The organism is Clostridium sp. BSD2780061688st1 H5, from assembly GCF_005845155.1.
Classification (GTDB): domain Bacteria; phylum Bacillota; class Clostridia; order Lachnospirales; family Lachnospiraceae; genus Claveliimonas; species Claveliimonas intestinigallinarum.
Genome location: NZ_SPGT01000004.1, coordinates 83618 through 107478, shown reverse-complemented (window position 1 = coordinate 107478; position 23861 = coordinate 83618). Strand labels below are relative to the sequence as shown.

The window sequence follows — 23861 nt, the reverse complement described above, 5'->3', positions numbered from 1 at the left end:
TGTGAAAATAGGAATCATTACGATTACAAATGGAGAAAATTACGGGAACCGGCTGCAGAACTACGCTGTCCAGGAGGCATTAAAGGAGACAGGTGCCGAGGTCGAGACTGTGCATAAAGTGACCAATGTCTTTGATGCAGAGAATTTTGTTTATCTGAATAAATTGCGTCTCAAGAAACTCTTACATTATCATCTTACGGTGGAAGAGAGGAGGAGACTGAGTTTTTATAGATTTACGAAAAGATACATAAAGAGGAGCAGATATGTCATCAAAGATTCGGCGCCGGAGAAACTGGACTCCTCCTATGACTGTTTTGTGGCAGGGAGTGACCAGGTATGGAATCCTTATCTTGCATATGTGACGTGTGATAATTTCCTGACTTTTACAAGTGCGGAGAAGAAAGTTGCTTTTGCCCCCAGCATTGCTGTGGAGGACATACCGGAGGAAAAGAAAAAAGAGTATGCTGCCTGGATCCAGGATTTCCGCCTCCTTTCGGTCAGGGAAAAAGAGGGGGCGACATTGATCTATCGTTTGTGTGGGAGGAAGGCGGAAGTACTGCTGGATCCAACTTTTTATCTTTCTGCTTCACAGTGGAGAAGGATAGAGAAAAGAGTGAAGATGAGAGAAAATCGATATATACTGGCTTATTTTCTGGGTGAATATACGCCAGAATACAAAGAGCGTGTGGAGGAGTTCGCTCGCTTTGCAGGATGCGTGGTCTACCGTCTTCAGACAGAGGAACATTTTCAGATAGCACCGGATGAATTTCTCTATCTTGTGGACCACGCGTCAATAGTATGTACAGATTCTTTTCATGGAACTGCTTTTTCAATCATATTTAAAAAGAACTTTGTCGTTTTCCGCAGAAAAGAGGCGTTTGCAGATATGGGATCTCGGCTTCATACTCTGCTGCAAAGATTCGATATGGAAGACAGATATTGGGAGAGAGTAGGTTGCAATTCCGTAAAGGATACAGACTTTTGCAAGTCAGAAGCAATTATAGAAGAGGAGAGAGAAAAGACCAGAGACTTCCTGTCCTGCATTTATAAAGGAGAGCGCTATGCTTAGAGCAAGATCATTTAACCAATTGAAAATGGGGACGTTTTTGAGTTATGTATCAATCGGCATCCAGAATCTGACGGCAATGATTTATACGCCGGTCATGCTACGACTTTTGGGACAAGATCAATATGGCCTGTACCAGCTGAGCAACTCAACGGTCGCCTACTTGGGATTGCTGACATTTGGGTTTGGCAGTTCTTACGTGAAATTTTATTATGATTATAGGGTACAAAACGATGAGGAAGGTATCCGGAAGCTGAACAGCATTTTTCTCCTTGTATTCTTGGCCATGTCAGTTCTGTGTGTGATTGCAGGAGCAGGTATGGTCCTGTCTGCAGATTTTCTGTTTGGAGGGAGCCTGACCCCTGGAGAAATACAGGAAGTGCGAATTCTTATGGTAGTATTGATCATAACCATGGCGCTCACCTTTCCCAATATTATTTTTGACTGCTACATAACGGCGCATGAGAGGTACATTTTTCAAAGAATGCTTCTGATTATGGTAAACGTGCTGAACCCTTTCATCGGGCTACCGCTTTTGCTGATGGGATACAGATCCATGTCTCTTGTAATGGCCAATCTGATTTTGTCGCTTTTGCGTGTGGGACTGAATGTCTATTACTGTGTGAGAAAGCTGCATATGAAATTTCAGTTCAAGGGAATGGAACGTGGCGTCCTGAAAAGAGTGGGGACTTTCTCTTTTTATGTTTTCCTAAATGAAGTGGCGAATCAGATTAACTGGAATATTGACAAGATGGTCCTTGGAGCATTTCAGGGAGCGGGAATCGTAGCGCTTTATTCTGTCGGAAGTCAGTTCAATCAGTACTTTATCAATATGTCCACAGCGGTATCCAATGTATTCATTCCTAGAGTGAATAAAATGATTGCAGAAGGCCAGGGCGATGACAAGCTGACAGAACTGTTTGTGAAGATAGGAAGAATACAGTATATTATTCTCGGGGCAGTACTCACCGGCTATTTATTGTATGGAAAGTTTTTTATCATCAAATGGGCAGGACAGGAATATGAAGGATCATATCTGATTGGGGCAGTCATTATGTTGCCGACTATGATTCCTTTGATTCAAAATATCGGTATAGAGATACAGAAAGCAAAAAACAAACATAAATTCCGGTCAGTCACCTATTTCCTGATTGCTCTCGCTAATTTGATTGTCAGCATTCCGTTAGCAATTCGTTTTGGGGCACTTGGATCTGCGGCAGGTACGGCTCTGGCTACGGTTGCAGGAAATGTTTTACTGATGAACTGGTATTACGATAGGCATGTCGGGTTGGATATCTATGTCTTTTTCCGGAGTATGCTGCGTCCGACGGCAGCCCTACTCATAGCGGCGGCAGTAGGGCTCTGTGTTCGGCTGTTTATCCCGGTTGATTCATGGCCTGCTTTTATCGGAGAGGCGGTCCTGTTTTTGGGAGTGTATCTTCTTTGTCTATGGTATTTTGGATTTTCATCTGATGAAAAAGAACAGGCAGAAAGAATCCTTGCAAACTTTAAGATAAAAAGAGAGGAGAAAAATGGAGCAGATTTATAGATATGACTGTACGGGATGTGGAGCCTGCCAAAATGTCTGCCCTGTGCATTGTATTTCTATGTGCCAGGATCAGGAGGGATTTCCCTATCCGAAAATAGATGCAGAGAGATGTACAGGATGTGGCCTGTGCAGACGGACATGTCCAGAGACTAATAGGTCAGAAGAAAGTTTTTGTAAGCCCTATGCGATGTATGCCAAAGATGAGGATGTCCGTCGCAGAAGTTCTTCAGGGGGGTTTTTCTTTCTCCTTGCAGCGTATGTCCTGGAAAGTGGAGGCATTGTGTTCGGGGTGAGAATGGAACGAGAGACAGCACGTTTTTGTTGGACGGACCAAATAGACGGCCTACGAGATATACAGGGGTCAAAATATCTGCAGGCTGATACAGGCCATTGTTACTCCAGCGTAAAGAGTTTTTTGGAAGCAGGTAGGCCAGTCCTTTTTTCTGGAACGCCCTGTCAGGTAGCCGCACTATACCGATTTCTAGGGAGAGAATATGACGGGCTGATCACCTTTGATTTTATTTGCCATGGAGTCAGCTCTCCGGAGATTTTTAAAAAATATCTCCGGAAAACAGCAGGTACACAGGAGGTGGAACGGGTAGAGTTTCGAAATAAGGCGTTGGGATGGCGGGAGTTCTCTATGCGCATTTCCTTTCAAAGCGGAGAGGTGTATGCAAGATCCATGAAAAAGGATGTATACCTGCAGTCTTTCCTCAGAAACCTAAATCTCCGTCCATCTTGTTTCTTTTGCAGATTCAGAGAAAAGAACAGGATTAGTGATTTTACGGGGGGCGATTTCTGGGGATGTGAATATCTTGCAGAGAAATGGCGGGATGATCGAGGGTATTCGGTTGTGATCGTGCACAGTAAAAAGGGGGAAAAGCTTCTGGAGAAAATCTGGCCTCTGGGCTGCTGGGACGAAATCAGGATAGATGACGTGACAACATATAACAGCAGTTATACAGTTTCCCCCTGGGATCTGTATTCTAGGAATCTTTTTTTCAAGTATACCGGTCGGTATTCTCTGGAAAAAAGCATAGAAATGGCTTCTAAAAATGGAATCCGAAAGAAGGCAGGAAGAAAATGGTTAAAGTGGAAAATGATGAACAGAAAAAAATCAAAAGAAACAATTCTATAGATATGATTAAACTAGTCTGCGCCTGCCTGGTTGTGTCTATTCATATCAAACCGCTCTTTGATCTGTCGGAGAGTGCGGGGATCTTTCTGACAGAAATACTTTCCAGAATTGCGGTCCCTTTTTTCTTTGCGGTGTCAGGCTATTTTTTCGCGTCTAAATGGAAAGGCGAAAAAAGGTATCTGGGAAAAGCAGTCTGTGGTCTAATGAGATACTATGCCGTTTTTTCTGTTTTTTATATATTATGGGATGCTTTAAAAGGAAGCTATGCTGATTTCAGCGCAGCGGAATTGGCAAAGCTTTTGATCCAGCGGATTCTATTTTATGGCGCTTACTACCACTTATGGTATTTCCCCAGTGCGATTGCATCTCTGTGTGTGCTATATATATGTGAAAAGAGAAAAATATGGAAATATGTGGCGGCTGTCTCCCTGCTTTTCTTTGCAGGGGGAGCGTTGACCTACACATGGAATGTGGCGGCTGTCAGTCTGCTTCCTGTCCTGGAAACACTGGAGGAAAATTTTTATTTTGATTATCTGCGGCGTTTTCTATGCGATGCTATACCTTTTACTATGATGGGTGCCGTAATCTGGCACACTCAAATACAGTGGCAGACAGTCAAAAGAAGCAGGTCTTTGCTATGCTGCCCATGGTGGCTTGTTGTGAATACAGCTGAAACAGGTCTGGCTCTCTTTATAGGAGCAGATAGAGGAACAACGCTCTCTTTCTCCCTTATGCCTCTTGTATGTACGATCTTGATGCTTGCGTTGCAAAGACCTGCCTGTAAATGGGAAAGAGTAGGGAGCTTTTGCAGGGAGACGTCCATTGTTGTCTATGGCATGCACCCGCTGCTTTTGGAAATAATCTGGAAGCTGATGCCTGCCGCCTGGAATGTTGGAGAGACGGCTGTTTTCAGCCTTGTATTGACGGTATGTCTGGTTTTATCTTTCTGCCTTTGGCATGTAGAGCAAAGGAGGTGTGAGAATTGAGGGAAAAGGATGAACTGATTCTACAGATAAAAGAAATTGTAGAATATATAAAAAAATATAAAAGAGTTGTTTTACTGTGGATTGTTCTGGCAAGTATAACAGGAGGAATCATAGCCGGATTTATGACACAGAAAGTATATTATTCTTCAGCAGAAATCTATGTGCGACCTATCCGGGCAGATGGAGAAATCCTTTCGGATGATTTGAATGCCAGCCAGCAGCTTACACAGGATTTTATTGAGATTATGCAAAGTAGATCGGTGTTGGAGAATGTGATTACAGACATGGGTATGGAAGATATTCTTAACGCCAAGGCGCTTCAGGACTTGATCTATGTGTCGTCAGATTATCAGAGCAGAATCGTTCACATTTTGGTGGCTGGAACGGAGCCATCCCAGACACAGCAGATTGCAGAAAAACTCTGCTTTCATGCGGTAGAAAAGGCTGAGGAGGCGACAGGTGTGCCGTGGGCTGTCGTCTCTGACGAACCCAATTTGCCCCGTAGACAAGCCTACCCTGTTTTGTGGCGGTCTGTCCTTCAGTCTGTTGCTTTGTCCGCCGCTTTGCTGTTTTTCTTTCTTATTATCGTTACATCTGGCCAGAGAAAAATTAATGATAAGGGAGATGTCCAAAGATATCTGGACATCTCTGTGCTGGGAGTGATTCCTGACTATTCCTTAAAGGGATAAAGTCCATAGTCGAAAATGTGGACATGTTCATATCTGCCGCTGTTCAGAAAGACAGCGGCCATTGTCCCTGTACAGTTTCCGCCTACCAGTGATGTGCATCGGGAGAGGAGAGTGATAGAAGAAAGGTACTCAAGTCCGGATAAATAGTCATCATTTTCTCTTTGGAAATGTACATCTTTTATATATTGAATGGAGTTGTCGCTATAATAGATATCATCATAATATTTTCTTTTATTTTCAAGTATTTTACCAGGAAATGCTGCTGCAAAGGCGTCTCGTATTTTTCTTTCCTCTGTGGCTAGATAGATGGCATCATAAGGTGTATTCTTCATATGCTCTTGGCAATAGGAAATCACTTCTTGGACGGAAGGCTGAACCGGATGGCCAGGCGGATGAAGAGAGGTGTAGTCTGTCCCCCTACAGATGATTCCCAGCACTCGTTTGTAGGGGGATATAAGAGAGCGGTATTCTTCTTGAATATAAGAGTATGTACTCGTGTTGAAGCACATACACTGGTTGTATATCTTTCCCCAGAGCTTTATCATTTCCGGATTATATATATCTTCAAAATGGGGCTGGAAGGAAGCACTGCGTCGAGGGCAGATTTCCTCCTGACATGGGATAGTCGGTTCTATATGGAAAGGCTGCTCGAAATACCAAGTCCACTGGATTTGAGAGGATTTTGAGTGATTGATTTCTATAGAGGGCAGGAACCCACTGCGCAGGCAGAAGATGACAAGCGACAGGACATTATTAAGGTAGCAGAAGTTGAAATATTCATACTCGTACTCTCCTTCGCAAATGCGCATAACTTTCTGGTATTTTTGACTGATATCAGAGGCAAAGTTTTCCGGAAGAGAGACAACATAATTTCTGTATTTAACAGAGTCAAATTTTGTGAACAGGTATTGAAGATTTGGATATATTTTCTTTTGATATAATTCGATTAATTTCATTATTAAAGATTTCCTTTTCAATATTTTCTGTTTTGTTATCTATTATTATATAGGATAAAAGACAGTATAACAAGCATAACAGACATTAGAATGTGTGAAGAGCAGGAGGATTTTATGATTAGAAAAATTAGAAAGAAGAAAAACAAGCTTTGGATATATAGCAGAATTTTATACCTGACAGTAATCGTTGGCGTCTGTATCTGGATTTATCTATCGCAATATCAGCTGGTTGTAGAGAAGTATACAGTTATTTCACCCAAGATTCAAGAGACTATCCGAGTCGTACAGCTCTCAGATCTGCACAATCGAAGCTTTGGAAAAGATAATGAGAAGCTGATTAAAATGGTAGAGGAGCTGACTCCGGACATCATCTGTATGACAGGAGATATGCTCAACAGGAACGAAGAGTCTCTGGATGTTGTTGAAAATCTTGTTAAACAGTTATCTGATATGGCACCAGTCTATTTCTCTTATGGGAACCATGAAGAAGACTATGAAGATTATTATCAGACATCCATACGAGACAAAATAGAAAAAGCAGGAGCAACTGTATTAGACAATGAATCTATAGAGACAGTGATTGGCAATACAATGATAAATATAGGCGGAGCGTCCCAATATGGTATGATCGAACCGAGGGGCGACGGAGATGAATATCAGTTTTTAAAGCAGTATGAAGAATCAGATGATTTTAAACTCCTTTTGTGTCACATACCAGCAGGCATGCTTCTATGGAGAGGCCTGGAGCTGTGGAATGTTGATCTGGTCCTTTCCGGACATGAACATGGAGGACAGATTATCGTTCCGGGAATAGGTGGGCTTTACAGTCAGGATGAAGGTTTCTTTCCTGAATATACAGAGGGAATATTTACAGAAAACGGCCATACATTGATCTTGTCCAGGGGACTGGGAAGTGGAAATATAGTTCCAAGAATTAATAATACATCGGAAATCGTCTGTATAAATCTTGAGCCATCAGCATAGCAGGGTCAGCCCTTTCTGTGAAGCCGAATATATTTTTCCTGCTCCTGGTCGGAACTATCCTGCTGCCCATTTCTTTTTGAAGCGGCAGCACAGACAAAACACAAGAAAAGAAATATAAAAAAGAGAAATAATAAAACAGTAAATAAAACAACCATATTTACCCCTTCTTTCTCATCTTATTATTTAGGCAAGTTCAAGGATTATTAAAATTATAAACTGAAAAGACAGTATTATTCAAAAGAAATGCGAGTATTGATTCAAAAGAATAATGTGTTGTATAGCAATAGTGAATTATATTTATTATATTATAACACGTAATATGTATACTGGCAACTGCAATATCATCTATTATTACAAGTTATCGGAAATTGTTATTGACATCAATTGTATGATTGTATACAATTATACAAGAATAATCTAAAGGAGAGATGACACATGCAGGACAGGAAGGTTTACCTTGATGAACACACAAATCTGCTTCAGCTTGAGGAGCATATGTATCCCCTCGTGGACGTAAAAGAGCCGAACGTATTCAGAAATCTTTTCCACTACGACGAGATACCGAAGATTGCATTTAACGACAGGATCGTGCCCCACAGCATGCCGGACGAGATCTGGATCACAGACACCACGTTCCGCGACGGACAGCAGTCCAGGGCGCCCTACAGCACGAAGCAGATCGTGGACATTTACGACTATTTTCACAGGCTGGGCGGGCCGAAGGGCAAGATCCGCCAGTGCGAATTTTTCCTGTACAGCAAAAAGGACAGGGACGCCGTGTACCAGTGTATGGAGAAGGGCTACCAGTTTCCGGAGATCACGAGCTGGATCCGGGCCAGCAAGAAGGATTTTGAGCTGGTGAAGGAGATCGGCATGAAGGAGACGGGTATCCTTGTGAGCTGCTCGGACTACCATATTTTCTATAAGCTGAAAATGACGAGAAGGCAGGCCATGGAGCACTATCTCTCCGTTATAAGGGAGTGTCTGGAGACCGGCGTCAGCCCCAGGTGTCATCTGGAGGACATCACCAGGTCAGACATTTACGGGTTTGTCATTCCCTTCTGCCTGGAGCTCATGAACCTGATGAAGGAGTACCAGATCCCGGTGAAGATCCGCGTCTGCGACACGATGGGATATGGCGTCAACTACCCCGGAGCCGTGATCCCAAGGTCCATCCCGGGCATCATTTACGGGCTTAGGGTCCACGCGGGCGTGCCCAGCGAGCTCATTGAGTTCCACGGACACAATGATTTTTACAAGGCGGTCAGCAATTCCTCCACAGCCTGGCTCTACGGGGCAAGCGGCGTGAACTGCTCCATCTTCGGCATCGGGGAGAGGACAGGAAACACGCCTCTTGAGGCCATGGTCTTTGAGTACGCCCAGCTGAGGGGTACCCTGGACGGCATGGACACCACCGTGATCACAGAGCTGGCCGAATATTACGAGAAGGAGATCGGTTACCACATTCCCTCCAGAACGCCCTTTGTGGGAAAGAATTTTAACGTCACGAGAGCCGGCATCCACGCGGACGGCCTTTTGAAGAACGAGGAGATCTACAATATATTTGACACGGACAAATTCCTGAACAGACCGCCCCTTGTGGCTGTGTCCAACACCTCCGGGCTGGCGGGCATTGCCCACTGGATCAACACCTACTTCCATCTGCCGGAGGGGAAACAGGTGGACAAAAACACAGAGCTTGTGTCTATCGTCAAGGACTGGGTAGACCAGGAGTACGAGAGCGGACGCGTCACGGTGCTGACAGACGAGGAGCTCTTAAAGGTCATTGACGACGCGTGCCGCAGGACAGGCGTGACGCTGACAGCGCAGGAGGACTAAAGGCAATGGAAGAGTACCAGGACCAATCTCTCCGGGGAAGGGTGTTCCGCAGACTGCGGGAGGACATCCTCTCCGGTGTCTACAAGGAAAATGATGAGCTCCGGGAGGCCGCCATCGGGGAGGAGCTGGGGGTCAGCAGGACTCCGGTGCGGGAGGCGCTGCGCCAGCTGGAGCTGGAGGGCCTTGTGTCCATCATCCCCAACAAGGGAGCCTACGTGACCGGCATTTCCCTGAAGGACGTGCACGATATTTACATGATCCGGTCCATGCTGGAGGGACTCTGCGCCAGATGGGCCACCAGGTATATCACGGAGGAGCAGATCGAGGAGCTGGAGGAGGTGATCCTTCTGTCCGAGTTCCATCTGAAAAGAAAGAGTGCGGACAAAAAGGGTGCAGAAAAGGCACAGCAGGTGTCAGAGCTGGACGGAAAATTCCACAAGGTCTTGTATCACGCCTCCAATAGTCGTATACTGGAACATGTACTGTCAGATTTTCACAAATATGTGAAGATGGCCAGGACCATGTCCGTGGAGGAGGAGAGCCGGGCTGAGAAATCCATCGAGGAGCACCGCTCTATCCTGGAGGCCATCAAGTCCAGAGACGAGGATCTGGCAGAGCGACTTGCCAACGAACACATCATGAAGGTGATGAAAAATCTTCATATAGAAGAATAAAAACGCTGATCCAAATAATTTATTTAAAGAAAAGGAGAATACGAACATGGAAAAGATCAAGATGACCACCCCGATCGTGGAGATGGACGGAGACGAGATGACAAGAATCCTCTGGAAGATGATCAAAGAGCATCTTCTGGAGCCGTTTATCGAGCTCAACACAGAGTACTATGATCTGGGACTGGAGCACCGCAACGAGACCAATGACCAGGTGACCATTGACTCCGCCAACGCCACAAAGAAATACAAGGTGGCAGTGAAATGCGCCACCATTACTCCCAATGCGGCCCGCATGACTGAGTATGATCTGAAGGAGATGTGGAAGAGCCCCAACGGAACGATCCGTGCCATCCTGGACGGGACTGTGTTCCGGGCGCCCATCGTTGTGAAGGGGATCGAGCCCTGTGTGAAGAACTGGAAGAAGCCCATCACCATCGCAAGGCACGCCTACGGGGATGTGTACAAGGGAACTGAGATGAAGATCCCGGGAGCCGGCAAGGTGGAGCTCGTCTACACAGCTGAGGACGGACACGAGGAGAGAGAGCTTGTGCACAGCTTCACAGGGGCGGGTATCGTGCAGGGTATGCACAATGTCAACGACTCCATCGCAAGCTTTGCAAGGAGCTGCTTCAACTATGCCCTGGATACAAAGCAGGATCTGTGGTTTGCCACAAAGGACACCATCTCCAAGAAGTATGACCACACATTCAAGGACATTTTCCAGGAGATCTACGATAAAGAGTACGCCGAGAGGTTCGAGAAGGCGGGCATCGTATACTTCTACACCCTCATCGACGACGCGGTGGCCCGCGTCATGAAATCCGAGGGCGGCTACATCTGGGCCTGCAAGAACTACGACGGAGATGTCATGAGCGACATGGTGTCCTCCGCCTTCGGCTCCCTGGCCATGATGACCTCTGTTCTCGTATCCCCGGAGGGCTATTACGAGTACGAGGCGGCTCACGGGACTGTGCAGCGCCACTACTACAAGTACCTGAAGGGCGAGGAGACATCCACCAACTCTGTGGCAACCATCTTCGCCTGGACCGGCGCCCTGAGAAAGCGCGGCGAGCTGGACGGCAACAAGGAGCTGATGGCCTTTGCGGACAAGCTGGAGAAGGCCACCATCGACACCATCGAGGAAGGAAAAATGACAAAGGACCTGGCGCTGATCACCACAATGGAGAACCCCACTGTGCTCAACAGCGAAGAATTTATTCTGGCAATTGCAGAAAAACTGGCGTAGTTTAATTGCAGACGTAATACTTTGCAAAAGTATTACGTCTGCAATTAACGTAATTGGTGCGCAATTGTGCCGGGATGCCGGCACAATTACTGCTACTGCGGCCCTTCCGGGAATATTCACCTATATTATCAGTACAACAGGGGATATTTTGAAAGATATTGATACGATTGAAATGGCGCTGGGCGAGTTTGCATGTCCCGGCGTCAATTTTACATAGATTTAACATAAATTCGGATTACAAATTCATGAAAACCATTTATAATAGGGAAGAATATGTATTATAAAAAGGACAGGAATGTATGCGAATGAAAAAATGGAGACGTATGACAGCAATTACAGCGATTGCGGCGGCAGCGGGTGCGGCCTGCCTTCTAGGAGCCTGCAGCGGCAGCGAGCCGGCGGATGGTGGCGACAGGCAGGCTGAGGAGCTGACAGCCCTCGGACAGATCAAGGTGATCACCAGAGAGAGCGGGTCCGGCACCCGCAGCAGCCTTGCCCAGGCCCTGGGCCTTAACGAGGAGGGCGTGGACGACAGGGACTATATTCTGGAGACGGCAAAGACTGCGACCTCCGGCCAGGATGTGATCGCGGCGGTGGGAAGCGATAAGAGCGCCATCGGCTATGTGAGCTGGGGCACAGATATTTCCGGGGACGACAGCGTGAAGGAGCTGGCGGTGGACGGCGTGAAGGCGGACGACCAGACTATTGAGAGCGGTAAGTACCCGCTGGACCGGACCCTCTACCTTGCCAGTGCGGACGATCAGAATGCGCTGAAGGAGGATTTCCTGACTTTTGTGACAGGAAAGGGACAGGAAATCGTGGGAGAGTTCTTTGTACCTGCCGGGGAGGGAAAGGATGTGTTCCTCTCCTCGCAGCCGGCCGGGACACTTCGGATCCACGGATCCACCAGTCTGGCTCCGGTGATGGAGGCGCTGGCTGAGGCCTACGAGGAGGCAAACCCGGGCGCGGACATCCAGGTGACGGCATCAGACTCCTCCCAGGGGATCACAGACACCCTGACAGGAGACTGCGATATGGCTATGGTTTCCAGAGAGCTGTATGATTACGAGAAAAATGTGCTGGATCCGGTCCCGGTGGCAAAGGACGGCATCCGGATCATCGTGCAGGCGTCCAATCCCCTTGACGACCTGAGCGCGGACATGCTGGCGGACATCTACAGAGGCGACATTGCCGAGTGGGCAGATACAAAGGAATAATAAAAGAGGAGGATACGATGGAGAAAGAAAAGGCAAAAAAACAGGTGTTTATGAACAGAGAGCTGTCCTGGCTGAAATTCAACGAGCGGGTGCTTGAGGAGGCGGAGGACGAGCGGGTGCCCCTGTGCGAGCGGCTCAGCTTTGCGTCCATCTACCAGAGCAACCTGGATGAATTTTTCATGGTCCGCGTGGGCTCCCTGCAGGACCAGATGCTGCTGGGAAAAAAGATCCGGGACAATAAGACCCATATGACCTCGGCGGAGCAGATCAGAGAGATCCTGAAAAAAGTGCGTGAGCTCAGCGGGAGAAGGGACAGGGCCTACAACACCCTGATGGAGAAGTTGGAGCCCTGCGGTGTGCGGCTGACAGATTTTGGCCGTCTCTCCGAGGAGGAGAAGGACAGCCTGTCCAGATTTTTCCAGATGGAGATCGCCCCCCTGATCTCCCCCACAGTGGTTGGAAAGAGACAGCCCTTCCCCTTCCTGCGCAACAAGGAGATCTACGCGGTGGCTGTCCTTGAGACGAAGAACAAAAAGGAGAGACTTGGCATTATCCCCTGCACCAACACCATGGTGGAGAGGCTGATCCCAGTGCGGGGGCAGGAGGGCTGTTACATGCTGGCAGAAGAGCTGATCCTCCACTATATTCCCAGAGTGTTCGACGGCTACCAGATCAAGGCCAAATCTCTGATCCGTGTAACAAGGAATGCGGACATTGACGCGGACGCCCTCTACGATGAGGACCTGGACTACCGGGAGTTCATGGCAGACCTGATCAAGAGGAGAAAAAAGCTCTCCCCGGTCCGCCTGGAGCTCTCCAGGGAGATGGATGGGGATGTGGTGGAGACACTCTGCAAATATCTGGATCTGGACTCTACCCACGTGTTCCGGAGCCAGGCGCCCCTGGATCTGTCCTTCCTCTTCCAGATACAGGACATCCTGCGGAAAAATCCGGAGCTCTTCTTTGAGAAGAGAGTGCCTCAGAAATCCCCCGCCTTCCAGGAGGGAAGAAGCCTCATAGAGCAGATCAAGGAGGAGGACAAGATGCTGTCCTATCCCTATGAGTCCATCCGGCCCTTCCTCCGCCTGCTCAGCGAGGCGGCTGAGGACGAGAACGTCATCTCCATTAAAATGACCCTCTACCGTCTGGCAAAGCAGAGCAAGGTGGTTGAGGCTCTCATAGAGGCGGCTGAGAACGGAAAAGAGGTCGTGGTCCTTGTGGAGCTGCGTGCACGCTTTGACGAGGAAAACAATATCGAGTGGTCCAGACGGCTTGAGGCGGCCGGCTGCCAGGTAATCTACGGTTTGGAGGGCTACAAGGTCCACTCCAAGCTCTGCCTGATCACCAGAAAGGCTGAGGGCCGGGTAGAGTACATCACCCAGATCGGAACCGGAAACTACAATGAGAAGACGTCCCGCCTCTACACGGATCTGTCGCTCATGACAGCAAATGTGGATATCGGGCTGGAGGCGTCAGCTGTGTTCCAGGCTCTTTCCAAGGGCGAGGTGGTGGAGAAGTCCGATAAGCTCCTGGTGGCGCCCAAGTGCCTCCAGAACAGAGTGCTGGATATGATCGACGGGGAGATCAGCCGGGCTCAGAACGGGGAGGAAGCCTACATCGGGCTGAAGCTGAACTCCCTGACAGACAAGAAGATCATCGACAAGCTGATCGAGGCCTCCTGTGCCGGCGTGAAGATCGACATGATCATCCGGGGCATTGCCTGTCTCATCCCAGGCGTGGAGGGCAGCACGGAGAACATCCGGATCATCAGTATTGTGGGCAGATTTCTGGAGCACTCCAGGATCTACATCTTTGGAAGGGGCCAGCGGGCAAAGTACTACATCGCCTCTGCGGACTTTATGACGAGAAACACGGTGCGCAGAGTGGAGGTGGCTGCCCCTGTCCTCCAGGAGGACTTAAAGGAGCGCCTGCAGTCCATTTTTGACACTATGCTGAGAGACAATCAGAAGGCCAGGGAGGCCTGCAGCGACGGGGAGTACAGACATGTGGCCCAGAAGGAGGGGGAGGAGCCCCTGAACGCCCAGGAGTATTTTTACCAGGAGGCCTACGAGAAGGCGGGGAAGGCATAAAATCGGAAAGCGCATAACATAGAGAGAAAAGGTGTTGAGAAGCATGATATGGAAGATGGGAGAGAGGCTGGAAAAAATGGACGAGGAGGCGTGGAGGCTGGAGCAGTGCCCCGCGGTCTTCCTCACCGACTCCCGGAACTCCAGGCGGGTTCTCGACCTGTCCGGCATCCAGTATGAAAATGATATCCAGCTGGGACAGATCGGCTTCTGCAAGCTGGAGACACAGCAGGAGTGCCTGGTTGGGACCCTGTGTATCCCCAAGCTGTTGGATGTGCTGGGAAGCCGCTACCGGATCTATTTTTTCATCAACCAGAATCATGTGGTGCTGGTGGACGACGAGGATTTCTCCATGCGGCTGATCCGCAGGATCAAGAGCAAAAAGGCTCACCAGGGAGAGACAAAGGAGCGGTTTATCTACAATTACATTGCCGAGTTCATGAGCAGGGACCAGGAGCTGCTGATGCAGTACGAGAAGACGCTGATGCACATGGAGGAGGACGCCATGCAGGGGAAGATCGAGAATTTCCAGCAGGAGCTGATGCCCATCAGGAGAAAGCTTCTGAACCTGCGCAGCTATTACGACGAGATGATGGATATGGGGAGAGAGCTGGAGGAAAATGAGAACGGCTTTTTCGCCAAAAAGCAGCTCAAATACTTCGGGACACTCTCAGACCGGGCAGACCGACTCATGAGCCGCACCTCCCACCTGCTGGAGTACGCCCAGCAGGTGCGGGACGTGTACCAGGCTCAGGTGGATGCAAGGCAGAACAGCAACATGCAGTTCCTCACCGTCCTGTCCACCATCTTCTTTCCGCTGACTTTGATCACGGGCTGGTACGGCATGAATTTTAAGGATATGCCTGAGCTGCAGAACGGCTATCCCGGGGTTATCGTGCTGAGCCTGATCGTCATCATTGTCTGTATTCTGATCTTCAAGAAGAAGAAAATATTATAGAGAAAAAATGCCATAAAATATGCGCCTGCATTACAAAAGAGGGAGGAGCCTGCCTTACGCAAGCTCCTCCCATTTTTTGTACAGCTCCTCCAGCCGGGCGGCTATGTCCGCCTTTTCCTTTGCCAGCTCCTGGCATTTCACAGAGTTGGTGTACACCTCCTCTGTGGCCATGAGCTCGTCAATCTGTGCGTCCCGCTCCTCCAGACTGGTGATCAGATCCTCTGTCTTCTTCAGGTCGTTCTGTCTTTTGCGCTCCCTGGCCTGGGCCTCCTTTTGCTCCTGCCAGCTCAGCTTGGCCTCGGACACTGTCTCAGCGGGTGCGGCTTTCCCGGTCTTCGCTGAAGCGGGTGCGGAAGAGGAGGACGCGTAGGCGGCGGTCAGCTCCTCCCGCTTTTCCAGGTAGTAATCGTAGTTGCCGATGTAGTTCACAAAGGTGTGGTTCACCAGCTCCAGGATGCGGGTGGCCGTCTGGTTGATAAAATACCGGTCGTGGGATACATAGAGGACCGTGCCGGTATAATTGTTCAGGGCGTTTTCCAGTATCTCCTTTGAGGCGATGTCCAGATGGTTGGTGGGCTCGTCCAGGATCAGGAAATTGGCCTCTGAGAGCATCAGCTTTGCCAGGGATACCCGGCCCCGCTCGCCTCCGCTTAAATCTCCGATCCGCTTGAACACATCGTCCCCCGTGAAGAGGAAAGCGGCCAGCATGTTGCGGATCTGGGTGCCCGTCAGATCCGGGTAGTCGTCCGAGATCTCCTCGAACACAGTCTTCTCCATGTGGAGCACGTGGTGCTCCTGGTCGTAGTAGCCCACGTGGACGTTGGCCCCCAGGGTGAAGCTGCCGCTGTCTGCGGGGAGCACGTCGTTCAGGATCTTGAGGAGAGTGGTCTTTCCCGTCCCGTTGTCGCCGATGACGGCCACGTGCTCGCCCCGGCGGATGTCGAAGCTGACATCAGTGAAGAGCGTCTGATCCGGGAAGGCTTTGCTCAGGTGTTCTACCGAGAGAACATCGTTTCCGCTGACACAGGAGGGCTCCAGCGTCAGGTGGATGTCTGTCTTCAGCTCCGCCGGCTTCTCGATCCGCTCCATCTTGTCCAGCATTTTCTCCCGGCTCTCCGCCCGCTTGATGGACTTTTCACGGTTGAAGGAGCGGAGCTTCTCGATGACCGCCTCCTGGTGGCGGATCTCCAGCTGCTGGTTCATGTACTCCTTCAGGCGTGCCTCCCGGACCTGCTTTTTCTTCTCCGCGTAGGCGGAGTAGTTGCCCATGTAGGTGGTCAGCTTCCCCTGCTCGATCTCGACCACCTTTGTCACTACCCGGTTCAGAAAATACCGGTCATGGGACACGATGAGCACAGCCCCGGGGTAGTTCAGAAGATAGGTCTCCAGCCAGGAGATGGAGTTTAAGTCCAGGTGGTTGGTGGGCTCGTCAAGGAGCAGCACATCCGGTCTGGTGAGGAGCAGCTTCCCCAGGGAGACCCGGGTCTTCTGTCCTCCGGAGAGGGTGTCCACAGCCTTGGAGAAATCCTCCTCCCCAAAGCCCAGTCCCTTCAGAACGCCGGTGATCTCGCTCTCGTAGGCGTAGCCGTTCTCCCGCTCAAACTGCTCCGTCAGCCGGTGATAGGTGTTCAGCCGCTCTGTCAGGGCATCCCCCTGGAGGGAGGGCAGCTCCTCCTCGATCTGCCGGATCTCCCTCTCGATGGCGATGATCTGCGCCTTGGCGGTCTTCACCTCCTCGTAGATCGTGTTTCCCCCTGTCAGGTCCTGGTGCTGGGCCAGATAGCCCAGGGTGCGGCCCTTTGCCAGGGTGACTGAGCCGCCGTCCAGAGGCAGCTCCCCCACGATCATCTTGAGGATGGTGGATTTCCCGGCCCCATTGCTTCCCACCAGGGCTGCCTTCTCGTGGTCTTCTATATGGAAAGAGCCGTCGCGCACGATGACCTCCTCCCCAAATGATTTTTCTATATTGTGACATGCCAGTATCATGGTGTACCTCCTGCGTAAAAACCGTGCATTTTAAAGCCTTAACTATTATATCGGGGAACCTGCGGCGTGTCAATTTCCAGAAGGCTGTCAGCGCTGATTTGAGGAACTTTTGAGAACAATAAATTGACTTTATTGTAACAATTCTATATAATAAAATCTGAGAAACTGAAATGGAAGGTGGATAAAGTGGAAGGCAGAGAAATTTCGCAGGCAGTCATACGTAGACTTCCAAGATATTACCGCTATTTAGGGGAGCTGCTGGAGAACGGCGTGGAGCGCATTTCCTCGAACGACCTGAGCAAGAAAATGCATGTGACAGCATCCCAGATACGGCAGGATCTGAACAACTTCGGCGGCTTTGGCCAGCAGGGGTATGGATATAATGTAAAATATCTCTACACAGAGATAGGAAAGATACTTGGCCTGGAGGAGGATCATGACATGGTCATCATCGGGGCCGGTAATCTGGGACATGCGCTGGCGAACTACGCGGCGTTTGAAAAACGGGGATTTGTGCTCAAGGGTATCTTTGATGTCAATCCCACACTGAAGGGGATGACGATCCGGGGCGTGCCCATCCATATGATGGACGAGCTGGAGGACTTTGTTAAGAACAATGACATAGAGATCGGTATTCTGACGATCCCGAAGGCAAAGGCGATTGAGGTTGCCAACCAGTTGGTGTCGTACGGAGTGAAGGCGATATGGAACTTCGCACATACGGATCTGAATCTTCCGGATGATGTGATCGTTGAAAATGTCCACCTGTCAGAGAGCCTGATGCGGCTGTCCTACAATATCAGCCGTTACAAAGAGGAACAGAAAAAATCAGAGAAGTAACAGGACTTTGAGACGTGTAAAGCCGGCGTGTGTGAGACAGGCCTTCTTTACACGTCTTTTGCGTTGCCGTGGACCTGTCTGAGCGCAGCGGGACGGCGGCTTCAAAAACAAACCTGCCTGTGGCGCAGGGAAAGGGAGGGTGATTTTATGCTATTTCTGCCAGACGGAAGACAGATGAAGGCGGCGGACAGCTATACCATACGGGAGAAAAAGATCCCGTCGCTGATCCTGATGGAGCGTGCGGCCCGCACGTTTGTGGAGACGGTCATGGACAGAGGCTTTGACCTGTCCTGCGTGTGCGTGGTGTGCGGCTCCGGCAACAACGGGGGAGACGGCTTTGCCATCGCAAGGCTGCTGCTTGAGAAGGGGGCCGGAGTGACTGCGGTGATGGTGGGAAATCCGGACCACTGCACAGAGGAGACAAAGAGGCAGATCGAGCTTTTCAAGGAGGCCGGAGGCGTCCTGGGAAACTCTTTCGAAGAAGGAGAATATAGTATACTGATAGACGCCATTTTCGGAGCCGGCTTAAGCCGCCGGGTGGAGGGGAGCTATCTCGCCTGTATCCAGGCTATGAACCGGTCCGGAGGCGTGAAGATCGCGGTGGATGTTCCCTCCGGCGTCTCCACCACCAACGGGGAAGTGGCCACGAGCGCTTTTAAGGCGGATCTGACAGTGACCTTCCAGTGCGCCAAGCTGGGATGTACCCTGGATCCCGGCCGGGATTACGCCGGGGAGTTGGTCGTGAGGGATATCGGTGTCGATACCTCGGGCCTGGAGGGAGACAGCAAGGTGGCCTACGCCCTGGAGGAGAAGGACGCGGGGAGCATGCTTCCCAGGAGACGGCCCGACTCCCACAAGGGGGATTACGGGAAAGCCCTTATCATAGCCGGGAGCCAGGGCATGGCGGGGGCCGCTTATCTGGCAGCCCTGGCAGCCTACAGGACAGGGGCGGGGCTTGTGCAGATCTACACGCCGGAGGACAACCGGACCATCCTGCAGACCCTGCTGCCGGAGGCCATCATCCGCTGCTATGACTTCTTTGACGAGAGGGAGCTCCTAAGGCTCCTTAGCTGGGCGGACGTAGTCAGCATCGGGTCCGGACTTGGCACAAGTGACAAGGCAAGGCGCATCCTGCAGACTACGCTGGAGAACGTGCAGGTTCCCTGCGTGGTGGATGCGGACGGCCTGAACCTGCTGGCGGAGCACACCCGCTATCTGGGAAAGCTGCCCCACGAAAATTTCGTATTCACGCCCCACATGAAGGAAATGTCAAGAGTCACAAGAAGGCCGGTGGAGGAGCTGAAGAGGAACCGATTGGATGTGCTGGCCCAGTTCACGGGAGAGTACCGTGTCACCTGTGTGCTGAAGGACGCCAGGACCTGCGTGTGCAGGCAGGGGGAGCACCCCTTTGTGAACCTGTCCGGCAACGCGGCGATGGCAAAGGCCGGAAGCGGCGATGTGCTGGCGGGAGTCATCACAGGGCTCCTGGCCCAGGGGATGTCCTGCTTTGACAGCGCGGTTCTGGGCGTATACCTGCACGGGCTTGCGGGGGACGCGGCCCGGGAGGAGAAGGGCATATACAGTGTGCTGGCAAGAGATCTGGCAGACGCGGTAGGGACGGTATTGAAAAGACTGGAGGAATAGAGCATGAAGAAATACACCAGGATCTGTGCCAGGATCGACCTGGATGCGATCGAGTACAATCTGGAGATGATGAGAAGGAGACTCCCTTCTGACACGAAGATGATCGGCGTCATCAAGATGGACGGCTACGGCCACGGGGCGGCCCAGATCGCGAAGTACGTTATGGAGGAGAAGAACTACATCTGGGGCTACGCGGCCGCCACGCCCGACGAGGCGGCGCTGCTCAGGAAGAAGGGGATACAAAAGCCCATCCTTGTGCTGGGGTGCACCTTCCCGGAGCAAAGAGACGAGATGATCCGGCAGGAGATCCGCATGACCTGCTACACGGAGGAGATGGCCCGGGACGTCTCCGAGAGGGCCGGAAGGCTGGGAAAGACCGCTTACATCCACATCAAGCTGGACACCGGTATGTCCAGACTGGGCTTTCTCATCAGCGAGGAGAGCGCGGACGCCATTGCCCGGGCTGCCGGACTTCCCGGCATTGAGGCGGAGGGGATGTTTACCCACTTCTCCAAGGCAGATGAGACGGATAAAGCATTTACCCGGGGCCAGATGGAGAAATACCTGTGGATGAAGGCCCGGCTTGCGGACAGGGGCGTTGCGTTTAAACTGTGCCACTGCTCCAACAGCGCCGGCATCATCGACATGCCGGAGGCGGCCATGGATCTTGTCCGGGCAGGCATCGCCATGTATGGGCTGTACCCCTCCGGGGAGGTGCAAAAGGAACTGGTGCCCTTAAAGCCCGCCATGGAGCTCATAAGCCATGTGTCCCACGTCAAATGGGTGGAGCCGGGAACCTTCGTCAGCTACGGGGGAACCTATGTCACAGAACGGAGGACAAAGATCGTCACAGTGCCTGTGGGATACGGGGACGGCTATCCAAGAAGCCTGTCAGGTAAAGGATATGTGCTGATACATGGGAAAAAAGCCCCCATCCTGGGGCGGGTGTGCATGGATCAGTTTATGGTGGACGCAACAGATATAGAGGACGTACAGTTTGGCGACCGGATCATCCTGGCGGGGGAGGAGAAGGGCACAGGGGTCTCCATAGACACCCTGGCAGATCTGTCCGGCAGGTTTAATTACGAGTTTGTCTGCGATATCAGCAAACGCGTGCCCAGAGAGTACATCCGGAATGGTCAGGTCGCAGAGCAGATGGACTATTTTGAATAGCATCCACGCACGATTTGGAATACATCCGAGAAAGCTGGCAATACTATCAGTATCTTGAGTAAATCGGAGTGTGACAAAAAGTGCAGGTAAAACGCGGTGATATTTATTATGCAGATTTAAGCCCTGTAGTGGGGTCTGAGCAGGGCGGCGTGCGCCCGGTGCTGATCATTCAGAACAATATCGGGAACAGGCACAGCCCCACAGTCATCTGCGCGGCCATCACATCCCGCATGAATAAGGCAAAGCTGCCCACCCATGTGGAGATCGATGCTAGCAGATACAGGATTGTAAAGAACTCTGTCATTTTGCTGGAGCAGATCCGCACCATCGACAAGCGGAGGCTGAAGGACATGGTCTGCCACCTGGACAGGGAACTGATGGATAAAGTAGATGAAGCGCTCAAGGTCAGCTTTGAGCTTCATACATAGATACAAAAAAGGAGCGATAGAGGAGAGATTATGGAAGAAGGAAGCTTGTTTCAGAGGATGAAACAGATGTTTCAGGAGGATGAGGACCTGAGGGAAAAGCCCGAGCTCGGCCAGGAGGCCACAGAGCTCATCCGAAATATTTTCCGGTACATGGACAAGGACGCCAGGGACATCATGACCCACAGAAGAGACATTGTGGCCATTGACGGGGAGGAGACATTGGAGGATGCGCTGAAGTTCATGCTGGAGGAGAACCACTCCCGATTTCCCATTTACCACGAGGATATTGACGAGATCATCGGCACCATGCATCTGCGGGAGGCCATGGTCTGCTACATGAACGAGGAGCTGCGCGAAAAGCCGGTCAGAGAGTTGAAGGAGTACATACGCCCGGTCACCTTCATACCGGAGTCCAAGAGCATTGACACTCTCTTCAAGGAGATGCAGGCGAAAAAGAAGCACGTGGTCATCGTGCTGGACGAGTACGGCCAGACATCAGGGCTTGTGGCTATGGAGGATATCCTGGAGGAGATCATGGGCAATATCCTGGACGAGTACGACGAAGAGGAGGAGACCATCGTCAGACAGGCTGACGGCTCTGTGACGGCCAGCGGCTTTACGGACCTGGAGGATCTGGAGGAGATGCTGGGCATTTCCATGGACACAGAGGAATATGAGACTCTAAACGGCTTCCTGACAGGGCAGCTTGACCGGATCCCCGGGGAGGATGAGCACTGCGTGGTGGAGTTCGGGGGCTACAGATTTACCGTGCTGAAGGTGGACAACAACGCTATCCAGTCAGTCAGGATTGAAAAAATGGGCGGGGAGTGATAGAATAGAAAAAGTGTGAATATAGAAGATACAAGGAGAGAGGAAAATGTCAGGACATTCAAAATTTGCCAATATCAAGCATAAGAAAGAGAAAAATGACGCGGCAAAAGGAAAGATCTTTACAAAGATAGGGAAAGAGCTTGTGGTTGCCATCAAGGAGGGAGGCAGCGCGGACCCGGCCAACAACAGCAGGCTGCGTGACGTAATCGCCAAGGCGAAGGCCAACAATATGCCCAACGACACCATCGAGAGAAATATAAAGAAGGCGGCGGGCGACGCGGACGCCTCCAACTACGAGCACATTACATACGAGGGATACGGCCCCGGAGGAACGGCCATCATCGTGGAGACGCTGACGGACAACAAGAACCGCACCGCCTCCAATGTGAAGAGCGCCTTTACAAAGGGAAGCGGAAATGTGGGAACCCCGGGCTGTGTGTCCTTCATGTTTGACAGGAAAGGACAGATCCTGGTGGCCAAGGAGGAGTACGAGGGGGATCCGGACGAGCTGATGATGCAGGCTCTGGACGCAGGCGCCGAGGACTTTGCCGAGGAGGAGGACAGCTACGAGATCATCACAGACCCGGATGACTTCAGCAACGTGCGCCTTGCTCTGGAGGAGGCAGGCATCCCCATGGCTCAGGCGGAGGTGACCATGATCCCCCAGACATGGGTGGAGCTCTCTGACGAGAAGGATATCCAGAACATCCAGAAGACGCTGGATCTGCTGGACGACGATGACGACGTGCAGAACGTCTACCACAACTGGGATATGTAGGCGGGATATGCTATGGAATTGGAAGCATTACAGCAGAAGCTGATCGATTTGTTTGTGGAAATGCAGGATTACCGCCAGTTTTTTAAGAGAAAGCTCTATGCGGATGCTTTTATGAAATGCTGGGAGAAGAACCGGGAGCTGGTGGCAGCCCTGAGCGAGGCCTGCGAACAGGCTGAGGACGAGGAGAAGACGGTGGAGGCGCTGGCAGGCGCTATCCCGGACTACGCCCACAGGCAGATCGAGGCGGTAAAGAGCAAGAATAAAAGAGAAGGCCTGATGATCGACTACAATATGGCCATGGTCACCTTTGTCATGCCTGTGCTGGGCTACGACAAAAATGAGCACTGCAGCCGGATCATCGACCGGATGGTGGAGCGGTGGAACGAGCCGCCGGTGACCATGAAGATCAGCCGGTCTGATTTTGAGAGCCTGAAGGACGGCTTTAAGTCCCATCCCTGCTATATCACCACCGCCGTCTGTGCCAGCAGGAACCAGGGGGACAACTGCTATGAGCTGAACCTCCTGCGGGATTACAGGGATCACTACCTGATTTCCACGAAGGAGGGGGAGCGGATCGTGGAGGAGTACTACAATGTAGCCCCCACTATCGTCAACCGCATTAACAAAGAGGCGGATGCGTCCCGGATATACGACGACATCTACAGCTCCTATCTGCGGCGCTGCATTGAACTGATCCAGGCGGACAGGCTGGAGGAGTGCAGGGAAGTGTACGCGTCCATGGTGGAGGATCTGGAGAAAAAATATTTGTTCTCATAAACGAGCAGGAAAGGA

The 23861-nt window shown here is 50.9% G+C and carries 21 protein-coding genes; 19 read left to right on the top strand and 2 right to left on the bottom strand.

Going from position 1 to position 23861, the window contains the following annotated elements; all coding sequences use genetic code 11:
- Position 1 precedes the first annotated feature (1 nt).
- From FGQ86_RS04135 to FGQ86_RS04115, 5 genes are read left to right on the top strand one after another with little or no spacing between them, the layout of a single operon-like run.
- On the top strand, positions 2 to 1069 hold the full coding sequence (locus FGQ86_RS04135) for a polysaccharide pyruvyl transferase family protein (protein WP_033124831.1): 1068 nt from the start codon (positions 2 to 4) through the stop codon (positions 1067 to 1069).
- Entirely contained in the window at positions 1062 to 2615 is a 1554-nt protein-coding gene (locus FGQ86_RS04130) for an oligosaccharide flippase family protein (RefSeq protein WP_052083864.1), read from the top strand. The genes FGQ86_RS04135 and FGQ86_RS04130 overlap by 8 nt, the downstream gene beginning before the upstream one ends.
- Positions 2599 to 3753, top strand: a complete 1155-nt coding sequence (locus FGQ86_RS04125) for a Coenzyme F420 hydrogenase/dehydrogenase, beta subunit C-terminal domain (RefSeq protein ID WP_138303056.1) — start codon at positions 2599 to 2601, stop codon at positions 3751 to 3753. Before FGQ86_RS04130 ends, FGQ86_RS04125 begins: the two co-directional genes overlap by 17 nt.
- Positions 3699 to 4739, top strand: coding sequence for an acyltransferase family protein (locus FGQ86_RS04120; protein WP_081957953.1), 1041 nt, complete (start codon positions 3699 to 3701; stop codon positions 4737 to 4739). The genes FGQ86_RS04125 and FGQ86_RS04120 overlap by 55 nt, the downstream gene beginning before the upstream one ends.
- Positions 4736 to 5428 carry a Wzz/FepE/Etk N-terminal domain-containing protein gene (locus FGQ86_RS04115; RefSeq protein ID WP_138303055.1) on the top strand — a complete coding sequence of 231 codons (693 nt, stop codon included), beginning with the start codon at positions 4736 to 4738 and terminating at the stop codon, positions 5426 to 5428. Before FGQ86_RS04120 ends, FGQ86_RS04115 begins: the two co-directional genes overlap by 4 nt.
- On the opposite strand, the gene FGQ86_RS04110 is transcribed toward FGQ86_RS04115, so the two are convergent.
- Positions 5410 to 6384, bottom strand: coding sequence for a hypothetical protein (locus FGQ86_RS04110; protein WP_033124839.1), 975 nt, complete (start codon positions 6382 to 6384; stop codon positions 5410 to 5412). The two genes, FGQ86_RS04115 and FGQ86_RS04110, sit on opposite strands and share 19 nt — an antisense overlap.
- A gap of 114 nt (positions 6385 to 6498) precedes the next feature.
- On the opposite strand from FGQ86_RS04110, the gene FGQ86_RS04105 reads away from it, so the two are divergent.
- The 7 genes from FGQ86_RS04105 (at position 6499) to FGQ86_RS04075 (ending at position 15389) form a co-directional block, all read left to right on the top strand.
- Complete coding sequence (locus tag FGQ86_RS04105; RefSeq protein WP_171031509.1) at positions 6499 to 7368, top strand: metallophosphoesterase; 870 nt, start codon at positions 6499 to 6501, stop codon at positions 7366 to 7368.
- Between the two features lie 435 nt (positions 7369 to 7803).
- A complete protein-coding gene (locus FGQ86_RS04100) occupies positions 7804 to 9207 on the top strand; it encodes a 2-isopropylmalate synthase (RefSeq protein WP_033124841.1) in 1404 nt (467 codons plus the stop codon).
- Between the two features lie 5 nt (positions 9208 to 9212).
- Positions 9213 to 9881 carry a GntR family transcriptional regulator gene (locus FGQ86_RS04095; RefSeq protein WP_033124842.1) on the top strand — a complete coding sequence of 223 codons (669 nt, stop codon included), beginning with the start codon at positions 9213 to 9215 and terminating at the stop codon, positions 9879 to 9881.
- Between the two features lie 46 nt (positions 9882 to 9927).
- On the top strand, positions 9928 to 11127 hold the full coding sequence (locus FGQ86_RS04090; RefSeq protein ID WP_033124843.1) for an NADP-dependent isocitrate dehydrogenase: 1200 nt from the start codon (positions 9928 to 9930) through the stop codon (positions 11125 to 11127).
- Positions 11128 to 11432: 305 nt separating this feature from the next.
- Positions 11433 to 12344 carry a substrate-binding domain-containing protein gene (locus tag FGQ86_RS04085; protein WP_052083871.1) on the top strand — a complete coding sequence of 304 codons (912 nt, stop codon included), beginning with the start codon at positions 11433 to 11435 and terminating at the stop codon, positions 12342 to 12344.
- On the top strand, positions 12323 to 14434 hold the full coding sequence (gene ppk1, locus FGQ86_RS04080) for a polyphosphate kinase 1 (RefSeq protein WP_330635873.1): 2112 nt from the start codon (positions 12323 to 12325) through the stop codon (positions 14432 to 14434). The genes FGQ86_RS04085 and ppk1 overlap by 22 nt, the downstream gene beginning before the upstream one ends.
- 43 nt (positions 14435 to 14477) lie before the next feature.
- Positions 14478 to 15389, top strand: coding sequence for a CorA family divalent cation transporter (locus tag FGQ86_RS04075; RefSeq protein WP_033124845.1), 912 nt, complete (start codon positions 14478 to 14480; stop codon positions 15387 to 15389).
- 54 nt (positions 15390 to 15443) lie between these two features.
- Here the strand turns inward: FGQ86_RS04075 and abc-f are convergent, their stop codons facing one another.
- Positions 15444 to 17375, bottom strand: a complete 1932-nt coding sequence (gene abc-f, locus FGQ86_RS04070; protein WP_138303053.1) for a ribosomal protection-like ABC-F family protein — start codon at positions 17373 to 17375, stop codon at positions 15444 to 15446.
- A 186-nt stretch (positions 17376 to 17561) separates the two neighbouring features.
- Between abc-f and FGQ86_RS04065 the strand changes: the two genes are divergently transcribed.
- From FGQ86_RS04065 to FGQ86_RS04035, 7 genes are all read left to right on the top strand, one after another.
- Positions 17562 to 18215 (top strand): redox-sensing transcriptional repressor Rex, encoded by a 654-nt coding sequence (locus tag FGQ86_RS04065; RefSeq protein WP_033124847.1) that lies wholly within the window; start codon positions 17562 to 17564, stop codon positions 18213 to 18215.
- A 147-nt stretch (positions 18216 to 18362) separates the two neighbouring features.
- Positions 18363 to 19859, top strand: coding sequence for a bifunctional ADP-dependent NAD(P)H-hydrate dehydratase/NAD(P)H-hydrate epimerase (locus FGQ86_RS04060; protein ID WP_033124848.1), 1497 nt, complete (start codon positions 18363 to 18365; stop codon positions 19857 to 19859).
- A 3-nt stretch (positions 19860 to 19862) separates the two neighbouring features.
- Entirely contained in the window at positions 19863 to 21032 is a 1170-nt protein-coding gene (gene alr / locus FGQ86_RS04055; protein ID WP_033124849.1) for an alanine racemase, read from the top strand.
- 80 nt (positions 21033 to 21112) lie between these two features.
- Positions 21113 to 21460, top strand: a complete 348-nt coding sequence (locus tag FGQ86_RS04050) for a type II toxin-antitoxin system PemK/MazF family toxin (RefSeq protein ID WP_033124850.1) — start codon at positions 21113 to 21115, stop codon at positions 21458 to 21460.
- A gap of 57 nt (positions 21461 to 21517) precedes the next feature.
- Positions 21518 to 22291 (top strand): hemolysin family protein, encoded by a 774-nt coding sequence (locus FGQ86_RS04045; protein ID WP_330636985.1) that lies wholly within the window; start codon positions 21518 to 21520, stop codon positions 22289 to 22291.
- A 46-nt stretch (positions 22292 to 22337) separates the two neighbouring features.
- Positions 22338 to 23069, top strand: a complete 732-nt coding sequence (locus FGQ86_RS04040) for a YebC/PmpR family DNA-binding transcriptional regulator (protein WP_033124852.1) — start codon at positions 22338 to 22340, stop codon at positions 23067 to 23069.
- A gap of 12 nt (positions 23070 to 23081) precedes the next feature.
- Positions 23082 to 23846, top strand: coding sequence for a CFI-box-CTERM domain-containing protein (locus tag FGQ86_RS04035; RefSeq protein WP_052083874.1), 765 nt, complete (start codon positions 23082 to 23084; stop codon positions 23844 to 23846).
- Positions 23847 to 23861: the final 15 nt, after the last annotated feature.